6 protein-coding genes and 1 tRNA gene are annotated in these 9,600 nt (G+C 68.6%); 3 read left to right on the top strand and 4 right to left on the bottom strand.

Translation table 11 applies throughout. From position 1 onward, the window contains the following. Positions 1–747 precede the first annotated feature (747 nt). From ABD901_RS57395 to ABD901_RS57385, 3 genes are all read right to left on the bottom strand, one after another. Positions 748–817, bottom strand: a tRNA-Lys gene (locus ABD901_RS57395). A gap of 357 nt (positions 818–1,174) precedes the next feature. Then, positions 1,175–1,531, bottom strand: coding sequence for a hypothetical protein (locus ABD901_RS57390; protein ID WP_345144631.1), 357 nt, complete (start codon positions 1,529–1,531; stop codon positions 1,175–1,177). Between the two features lie 378 nt (positions 1,532–1,909). After that, the gene (locus ABD901_RS57385; protein ID WP_345144629.1) at positions 1,910–2,851 is read right to left on the bottom strand and encodes a LysR family transcriptional regulator; all 942 of its coding nucleotides are present in this window, start codon (positions 2,849–2,851) and stop codon (positions 1,910–1,912) included. A 157-nt stretch (positions 2,852–3,008) separates the two neighbouring features. Between ABD901_RS57385 and ABD901_RS57380 the strand changes: the two genes are divergently transcribed. The 3 genes from ABD901_RS57380 to ABD901_RS57365 all read left to right on the top strand — a co-directional run bounded on the left by ABD901_RS57380 (position 3,009) and on the right by ABD901_RS57365 (position 7,755). After that, positions 3,009–3,758, top strand: a complete 750-nt coding sequence (locus ABD901_RS57380) for a GNAT family N-acetyltransferase (protein ID WP_345144627.1) — start codon at positions 3,009–3,011, stop codon at positions 3,756–3,758. A gap of 648 nt (positions 3,759–4,406) precedes the next feature. Beyond that, positions 4,407–5,159 (top strand): ABC transporter ATP-binding protein, encoded by a 753-nt coding sequence (locus tag ABD901_RS57370; RefSeq protein WP_345144633.1) that lies wholly within the window; start codon positions 4,407–4,409, stop codon positions 5,157–5,159. A gap of 97 nt (positions 5,160–5,256) precedes the next feature. Further along, positions 5,257–7,755 (top strand): ABC transporter permease, encoded by a 2,499-nt coding sequence (locus ABD901_RS57365; protein ID WP_345144625.1) that lies wholly within the window; start codon positions 5,257–5,259, stop codon positions 7,753–7,755. A 520-nt stretch (positions 7,756–8,275) separates the two neighbouring features. Here the strand turns inward: ABD901_RS57365 and ABD901_RS57360 are convergent. Then, positions 8,276–9,448: a serine hydrolase domain-containing protein gene (locus tag ABD901_RS57360; RefSeq protein WP_345144623.1), complete on the bottom strand. Its 1,173-nt coding sequence runs from the start codon at positions 9,446–9,448 to the stop codon at positions 8,276–8,278. Positions 9,449–9,600 lie beyond the last annotated feature (152 nt).

Below are 9,600 nucleotides of genomic sequence, written 5' to 3'. Positions count from 1 at the left end.
TTAGATGCCAGACAGCGCAGTGGGCCGTTGACTCGCACCGCGACGCTGAGGTGGGCGGCTGTGGCCGTACGACCGAATTCCATCGGATGTTGAGTCGGAGGGCACCATGGGCGCCTTTCTTGGTCAGCTCGGCACCCTACTGGGCGTGGCACTTGGTGCCCTTGCGTCGTACCTCGTGTCGAGCGCCGGTGAGCGCACCCGATGGCGTCGCGCCCAGGCCACCCGGTGGGACGACAAGCGAGCTGCGGCGTACTCCCGGTATGGGCACCTCCTGAAGCAGACGCTCCGCTCCTCGCTCTGGGTGGCCGCTAGCAACGGGCTCCAGTCCCGCGCGCCAATCTTGGCGACGGCCGATATGGAAGTCGATTTGGCGCGAATCGAAGCGGAGCGCAGTGCCGCATGGGAGGACCCTGCTTCTACTCGGAGACACGAACACCATCCGCGCCGGTCGCCAGTACACCTTGGAAGCGTTGCGGCTGGAGCGGGCAGCACAAGAGGAGCCGGTAAATCCCGAGAAGTGGTCGGCGCAACTACGGAATGTGGAGGCGACGCGAGCCGCCTTCCATGCGGCCGCTCGAAGCGATCTTGGGGTGGCTCAGCAGGACTTCGTGGACGAGATGTGGTCCTGGTATCCGATATCGGATGCCGGAGCGGCCATAATCTGCCCACTGCTGTACTTTGCTGCTGTACGGGGACCGAGACGGCAAAGCCGGCACCTGGGGCACCGGCCTTGACCTGCGGAGACTGTGGGCCGCCAGGGACTCGAACCCTGAACCTACGGATTAAAAGTCCGAAGTGGACGATCAACTAGCTCAAGTTCAAGCATAGCAAGGAAAAGTCCGTGAATGGCGCGGCACGTCCGAAGTAGTCCGGCAACGTCGGTGCTGGTCAGCTGGGCCCAGATTCCCGCGAACGCCAATGCCCGCTTTGGATCGGACGCCGAAGTTCCTGAGCCGTACGGCTCCGTCCGCGCCAGGTCGCGAACATCCGAGCAACCAGCGAGCAACCGATCATGCGGAGCCACGCCCGCCCGGGCTCCGCAGTCCCGCCTGCATCCGGATCCGTCGAGACAAGTCGACTGCGGTGGGTTACGGCCCAACCAAAGCATTGCGGGTGCCTGGCTTGCACGTGTCAGGGATCGCGATACGGACCTCGGTGGGATCGGGCCGGTAGGTCAGAGCCATCTGATGCCAACCTCGGTGATGACTGCGGCCAACGCATCGTGAGTCATGCTGCGTGACCAAACGTCGCTTCTCTGACTCTCACTAACGAGGTGTTCGTTCGCTACAGGGCTGCCTTGGTCCCACGGCGCCGGCCAGATGTCGAAGCGGCGAACCTCGATCAGCCCATGCGCCGCTAAGGAGGCGAGCGCGGCTCCGAGGAGCTCCGCAATCCGCTCGAGTGTTGGCCGCTCGCCGACCACACCACCTAGGAACGCCTCAGCGATCTCCCAGAGCGGTCGCGGCGCGTCTGCCTCCAGCGGACCAAGCACTAGGTACTCCGCGTTGGTCAACCCGTCGATCTCGCTCACAGCACCGCAGGAGGTTGGCTCACGCTGCGTCTGAGACGGCTTGTCCTCGGTCGCGGCCGGCTGCGTGGGCGTCGGCGGCTCGGAGTCGGGCGGGCGTGACCGCCGCGCCGAGTGTACAGACAGGCGGCTAGAGACGGCCACGCCACGCCGGGCAACGACCGGCGGCCGGGCGGGGCGACCGCGATGCGATTGGTACGCCGCGTAGGACTTGAACCTACAACCCGCAGATTAAGAGCGCGATCGCGGCGATTCCGCCTGGTTTCGCTAAGTATCGGATGGTGCGGGTCCGTGCCGATTTGCGCAGCGGCTGGATTGCCTTGGCTGTCGGCGTACCACAAGCAGTGCCGGTCAATACGGAAGCCGTCGATCACACATGGATCACACGTCCGGTGTTCTTACGGTCGTGTCTCCTGGATCTTGATTTTGAACCAGGAGGTCGAGTACAGCATTGACCTGCGGTCTGGCGCCCAGTGACGGGTGAGTCATGGCGTAGACGGTCCGCGTGAGGTCCGTGTTGGCGACCGGGTGCAGGGTGACGTCGGGGCTTGGGTGGTGGGCGTGTGCCACGAGCTGCGGCACCAGGGCGACCCCGAGTCCGTGGGCCACCATTCGCAGGACGAGCTGGTAGTCGTCGACCGCGTGCGTGATCCGAGGTGGGAAGCCGGCGACCGCGCAGGCGCGTTGGACCAGGGCGGCGCTGCCGTCCTCTCGAGAGCCGACGATCCAGGGCGCGTCGGTCAGGCGACGCAGGTCCACCGCCTGTCCATCCCTGTCCGACGCCCAGGCGTGGTCGGCCGGCAGAGCGAGGAGTACCGGCTCGACGGCTAGCGGATGGACGTCGAGTTCGGCCGGAGTCTCGCTGGGCGTGAGGTTGTAGCTGTAGCAGACGGCCACTTCACAGCGCCTCGCGCGGAGAGCGGAAAGGGCCTCGGGCGGTTCCAGCTCGTGGAGGGAGACCTGCAGGTCGGGATACCGTGCGCGGGCGGCGACCAGGGCGGGGACCACATGCACCGCGGCGAAGGTCGAGAAGCATGCAACGCCGATCGGTCCGCGCGGGGTGTCGGCGGCTCGCAAATCGCGCTCCGCGGTTTCCAATGCCGCGAGCACGATGCGAGCGTGTGCCGCCAAGCGCAGGCCCTCGTGTGTGAGGCGGACCCGGCGCCCGACCCGCTCCAGCAGCTGCACCCCTGCTTCACGTTCCAGCACGGCGAGTTGCTGGGACACCGCGGAGGAGGTGTAGCCGCAGGCGGCGGCGACCGCGGTCATGGTCCCGCGGTCGGCAAGCTCCCGGAGCAGAAGCAGCCGCACCGGATCGAACATCAAGTGCTCCTAACAGGTCTGTAAAGCAATGCGTGGTGGACCTTAGCGATCCTTCTGCGCCATCCTGCCGGTGGCCCTTCGGCGCGGGCACCGGGCCGGGACGCCTCCGCCGGATCACGCCGGTCGGGCGATGATCAGAGCCGGACAGGGGAGCACGTTGATCGACACATGGCTGATCGAGCGGTATGCGGCACAGGCATGGCCGGCTGCCGAGGCCCTGCAGGAGCAAGGCTGGCTGCTACGGCACACCCCCGGCGTGCCGCGCCGCCGGTCGAACTCCGCCTTGCCGCTTATGCGGGGAGAAGCCCTGCTGGCAGCGCTGCCTCGGGTGGAGGACTTCTATGCCGCCCGGAGGATGCCGGTCGCGGTCCAGGTGTCGCCCGCAGAAGAGCACACCACACTGGACGCGCTGCTCGCCGAGCGAGGATACCGACGGGATGCGGCGACCCTGGTGTGCGTCGCACCCACCAGCACCGTGATTACCGCTTCCCGCCCCGCGGTGCCCCTGGCGCTAACCGTCGCGGAGCACCCGACCCGCCAATGGCTGGACGCCTACGTCGCCCTCGACGGCCACGAGAACAGCCAGCAGGTCGCGGACCAGGTCCTCGCGCGGACACCCGGGCCCGCCGCCTACCTCAGCGTCGAACACGGCGACCGGGTCGTCAGCATGGGACTCGTCGTGGCTGCCCCCGGCTGCGCCGGGATCTTCTGCATGGCTACCCACCCCGCACACCGGCGGCAGGGCAGCGCCACCGCGATCCTGCACATCGGCGCCCGTTGGGCCCAAGCACGCGGCGCCGGGGAGCTGTACCTGCAAGTCATGGACGACAATCACGCCGCGCGCCGACTCTACGAACGCGTCGGATTCCGCGTCTCGCACACCTACCACTACCGGCTCAAGCCCTGAGCCATCCCTGCCTCCGCGCCCACCGCCCCGGTGGGCCGCCAGGGACTCGGGCCTGAAGCTACGTTGTCCGGCGAATGGCGTGTTGCGAGCCATACTGGCGAGTTGACCACGGGAGCTGCGCGCCACCCGGTTGCCGCACCTGCCGACGACGTGGGACACGGTCCGCGCCCAGGGGCACCAGATGGCCAGGCGGCTGTGATGTTGGTGCCCGTGGGTCGCGACCTGCACGATCACCCCCGGTGGGATCTGCACCTTCTACCTGGCGCCGGCTGAGGAACTCGTCCCGTCGCCGTTGCTGCCCAAGCCTGTGCCCCGCGACCCCCGGCGTCCGGGGCGCAACCGCATCCCGGACCGGCAGGTGTTGTGCGGCATCCTGTTCGTGCTGCACACGGGCATCCATTTGTAGAGCTCGCGGGCTGATCCGTGGATAGGACGGTCACGGGTCCAGGTCGCAGCCTTGATCGAGGAATTTGATGAAGATCATTTCAGTTGACTCGAAAGGATCTTGTCGGTCTCATAGATCCGGCCCGCACTCTGACGTGTCGCTACGTGCGACCCGCAGGCGCAGCGGACGGGGACGCTTACGGTGAGCAGAGGGCAGGCATGAATACCAGGACCGACGACCCGAGTAGGTCGAGCAACGAGACCATGGCGGGTGCTGGCAAGGCCGGTGTCGCGGCGGTTCGGCTGCGTGCTGCGAGCAAGGTTTACGGGCGCGGCGCGAGCGCGGTCACCGCGCTGGACGCCGTGACGCTCGAGATCCCCCGCGGTTCGTTCACCGCCGTGATGGGCCCCTCCGGGTCGGGAAAGAGCACATTTCTGCACTGTGCCGCCGGGTTGGACGGTCTCACCTCGGGTTCCGCGTTCATCGGGGGCACCGATCTCAGTGGAATGAACGAGACCCAGCTCACCAAGCTGCGCCGGGAGCGCATTGGCTTCGTGTTCCAGTCCTTCAACCTGGTGCAGGCGCTGACGGTCGAGCAGAACATGATGCTTCCGCTGAGGTGGGCCAAGCAGAAGCCGGACGCAGCCTGGCGGGAGGAGATTCTGCGCCGGGTCGGCCTGGCGGACCGGGCCGGGCGGCGTCCAAGTGAGCTGTCGGGTGGCCAGCAGCAACGAGTCGCCATCGCCCGGGCGCTGGTCACCAGGCCGGACGTGATCTTCGGTGACGAGCCGACCGGCGCGCTGGACACCGTGACCGCCAAGGAGATCCTCGCGTTGCTGCGCTCCTGCGTCGACGAGACCGGGCAGACCGTGGTGATGGTCACCCACGACCCCGGCGCCGCCTCCTATGCCGACACCGTCGTCTTCCTCGCCGACGGTCGCCTCTCCTCGCGGATGGACAACCCCACCGCCGACCGTGTCGCCGAGCGGATGACGCACCTCGGGGCCTGGGCCTGACGCAACGAAGGCCCGGGTCTGGCGCACCGGCGGGCCACGGCCCGATCCGCCTGTCCTGCGAAGGGCTTGCGTATCGCACGACGACTTGGAGAGACGCATGCTGAATATCGCTTGGCACACGCTTCGAAGTCGATGGGGAGCCTTCGCCGGAACATTCGTCGCCCTGGCACTGGGCGCCGCGCTGATGGCGACGATGGGTCTCGTGCTCACGTCCACCCTGTCCGGCGCCGACCGGGGCTCGGGCCGGTACGAGTCCGCCCCCGTCGTCGTCCGCATCGACCCGCATCTCAACGTCGAGATGTCCTGGGGCATCGAGAGCCTTCCGCTGACCGAGAACCGGGGTGTCCCGGCCGATGTCGTCACCAAGGTGGAGGCGCTGGGCAGCACGGTGCAGGACCGGACCTTCTACGCCCAGCTGGCGGGAGGACCGTCCAGCCAGGTCGGCCACCCGTGGTCGATGACCGCCTTCGGCGGCTACCGGCTGACCGCGGGCGCCGCCCCCAGTGCTGCCGACCAGGTGGTGGTGTCCGCGGGTACTGGGGCGGCGCCGGGCGACCAGGTGGCCGTGGTGACCGCTGCCGGGGCCGGCCGCTACACCGTCTCCGGACTGACCGCGCCGGTGACCTTCGAGAACGCGGTGTTCTTCACCGACGCCGAGGCCGCGCGGCTCTCGCCGCGGGTCGACGCGCTGGTGACCTCCGCCGCCCCGGACGTGGTACGGACCGCCGTCGGCGGCGCCGCCCAGGTCCTCTCCGGCACGGACCGGACGCTGGCCGACCCGCAGGCTCAGCAGGACGCCGCCGACCTGGTCGGCGTCGGCACGATGCTCGGCATGGCGGCGGGTGTGGCCGGCTTCGTATCGATCTTCGTGGTCGGTTCCACCTTCGCGTTCTCGGTCAGCCAGCGGCGCCGGGAGCTGGCGCTGCTTCGGGTGTCCGGCGCCACGCCCAAGCAGGTCGGCCAACTCGTACTGGTCGAAGCGGCGGTGATCGGCTCGGCGGCGTCCCTGACGGGTTGTCTGCTGGGGCTGGCCGGCGGTCCGATGCTGGCGCACTGGCTGGCCCACCGGGGGATCGCCCCCGTCTGGTTCAGCGTGCGGATCTCGGTGGCATCTGTCGCCGTGCTGGCCGTGGCTTTCCTGCTGGGGATCGGCCTGGCCATAATCGGGGCCGGTGCCGCGGTGCTGCGGGCGGGGCGGATCAAGCCCATCGAGGCACTGCGCGATGCCGCGGTGGACCGCAAGGCGATGACCTGGATGCGTTGGGTTCTCGGCTGCGTCTCGCTGCTCGGCGGCGTCGGCCTGCTGGCCCTCGCCCCGCTGCTGCCGCCGCTCTACTGGGCTGGGCTGGCCGAGGGCGTCGCCCCCGCGCTGATCGTGGCCTTCGCGCTGCTCTCCCCTGTGGTCATCCCGCCGCTGGCCTGGCTCGCCACCGCACCACTGGCCCGGTCTCGCGGCGCCGGGGCGCTGCTGGTGCGGGCCAACACCGTGACCAGCGTGCGCAGGACCGCCGCCACCACGGCCCCGGTCCTGATCACCGTAGGTCTGCTCAGCTCGCTGTGGGGCACCTCGGGGTCGCTGCAGGCGGCCAAAGCCAGTGAGATCTACAACCAGGTCAGTTCCGCCGATTACGTGGTGGTGCCGCACAGCGCCCCGGGGCTGAACCAGGCCGTGGTGGACCGGGTGCGGGCGGTGGCCGGGGTGGACGAGGTGACCACGGCGCCGACGACGGTCTACACCGTGCCGGGCGTCGACGCGATGTCCGGTCCTTCCGGCTCGCCGCTGCAGCCCTTCGACGCGCGGACGGTGGACACGGCCGGTTTCACCAGCGTGCTGCGGCTGCCCGTGGTCTCGGGCCGGCCCGCGGACCTCGACGACCACTCGGTGATCGTCGACCAGAGCTGGAACCGTAAGGTCGGGGACACCGTGCAGGTCTACCTGGCCGACGGCAGCCAGGTATCGCTGCGGGTCGTCGCGGTCATCAAGACCAGCATCGGCGGCAGCGGTGCGGTGCTGACGGCGCGATACTCCGGGCAGGCGCTGCCGGACGCGATCTACGTCAAGCTCCGTCCGGGTTCGTCCGCGAGCACGGTGCTGCCGCGGCTGCAGGCGGCGGCGGGCGGACCCGGGTCCGGGGCGGCGGCGATGCCGATCGCCAAATGGACCACGGTGGTCGACGCCAAGAACGCCGAGCAGGCCCGGCTGGCGCTGATGGTGATCGCCGGGATCGCAGTGCTCTACACGGCGGTGGCGGTCGCCAACACCCTGGTGATGTCGACGGGCCAGCGGGCGCGCGAGCTGGCGCTGCTGCGCGTCACCGGGTCCACGCCCCGGCAGATCCTGGCGATCGTGCTCGCCGAATCACTGCTGGTGGTCGCGGTGGGGGTGGTGCTGGCGGGCGGCGTGGTCGTGGTCAGTCTGGGCGGGCTGTGGAACGCCCTGCAGCAACTGGTGGGCCACACCACGCCGGTGGTACCGACCGCGCAGTTCCTGGCGGTGAGCGGGGCCTGCGCGGTGATCGCCTCGCTGTCCACGGTGCCGCCCGCCTGGGTCGCGCTGCGCACCCCGGCGGTCCGGCTGATCGGTTCCGGCGGGTAGCCCGGCGAGATGGTGACGTGACTCGGAGCGGCGGCCCGGAACGCACTGGTCGCCGCGTGATCACTCTGCCTCAACTCTCACAAGGGACGACCACGTCCCAGGGCCACATCACCTGGATCAGTTCACGGGGTCCGGCCCGCGAACCGCCGGCGAATGACCTTCACCGCGGGGCCGAATCCGATGGCCGTCAGATGCCAACGCAGCTCCCGGCCGGCCTGGACCCTTCCGAAACAGCCGATTACTTTCGGAACACATCAGGTCCACAGTGGACGAGAAGGGAGGCATTGACCTACGTTTGAGCAGGTCAAATGCCTCATGATGATGCGCGCCCAAAGGGACTCGAACCCCCAACCTTCCGTAGCCTCGGCGAGGCTGTCCAGCTCGGTGCCGCGCTGTCGGCTACGCCTGGTCGTAGCCCTTCAGCTGTTCAGGGCTGCGTCGTCCCGTCCAATTCCGTTGTTGTCAGTCGTTGCTGTCACGCCGCTTCGACTCCCGCCAGCTCGGTAAGCAGCCTGGCGGTTCAGCTGGCGCTCCTGAAGGCGGAGTTGACGACGGCCATGACGTAGGGCCGTTCAGAGGCGGTGCCGGTGGGGTTGAGGGAGTAGGCCACGCGGCGTTTCAGGTCGCGGGTGGCGAAGACGCCGTTGGTCCACCCCGGCATGGAGCCGGTTTTGCCCCAGACGGTGACGCCGTTGTCGAGTGTGGCCCGCATCAGGCCGCCGACACTGAAGCAACTCGTTTTGTTGATGCAGTTCGTGTTGGTCGGCGCGTTGGGCACATCGGGCACTGCGAACACCAACTCCTGCTGAGCGGGCGGGAGGAGCCGGCCGCGGAACAGGGCGGTCAGGAACCGGTCCAGATCAGCGGCGGTGGAGATCATTCCGCCCTCGGCCCATGCCCAGGGGGACTGCTCGGTCACCTCGTCCGTACCGATGTATACGCGGGCGTGCGGTGCGGGGATGGACATATCGTCCGACGAGGGGAGGCTGGTGTTCCGCAGTCCTAGCGGCCGGATGATGCGGCGGGTCAGTTCGTCCTTGAACGTTCGGCCGGTCACCTTTTCCACCAGCAGACCGGCGACGAATGTGTTGACACCGTTGTACTGCTGGACACTGCCGGGCTTGGGCGGCTGCCCCGCCCCTGGACTCTCAGCGGCTGCGAACGCGTTGCGTACCACGTCCCGCGGCGACACGCTCTTCCGCCACCACCCGGGCCCGTCGGCAGGCCCGGGTACGCCGGCCGGGGCGGGCAGGCCGCTGGTGTGGTCCAGGAGCTCGCGCACGGTGACTGTGCCGTATGCGGCCGGGATGAGATCGGGCAGGTAGCGCCGGACGGGCGCGTCGATGGCGATGCGGTGCTCGGCGGCCAGTTCGAGCACGATCGTACTGGTGAAGATCTTCGTCACGCTACCGATTCGAAAGTGAGCGTCGCCGGACACCTCCCCCGCGGTCGCGGTCCAGGGCATCGCTTGACCGTCCCCCGCCACCCTGACCAGTGCACCGGCGACAACGGGATCGGGTAGATGGTTGAGCAGATCCCACATCGGTGCAGGATCAAACGCGGCAACGGCAGCGGGCCGTTGCGGAACCGCAGCAGAGGCCATCACGGCGGGAATACACGCACCTGCTGTGATCGAGGCGAGGGCCACGCCGGTCACGGCCAGGCGGCGCAGGACGGAAGTACGGTGGTGCATCGGGCTGCTCCCAAGGTTGGCGGCACAGAGCCAGAAGACGGTGAATCTCCGGTAACCCTGCCTGGCCCGACATCAAGTGCCAATCGGTGATCACCCTGGGCAGTCCCCGAGACACCCTGAAAGCCTCATGCCACCCACCACACTGGCCCTAG

This window comes from Dactylosporangium darangshiense (assembly GCF_039537565.1).
Taxonomy (GTDB): domain Bacteria; phylum Actinomycetota; class Actinomycetes; order Mycobacteriales; family Micromonosporaceae; genus Dactylosporangium; species Dactylosporangium darangshiense.
The sequence above is the reverse complement of the archived record's forward strand: the minus strand, read 5'-3'. Positions and strand labels throughout refer to the sequence as shown.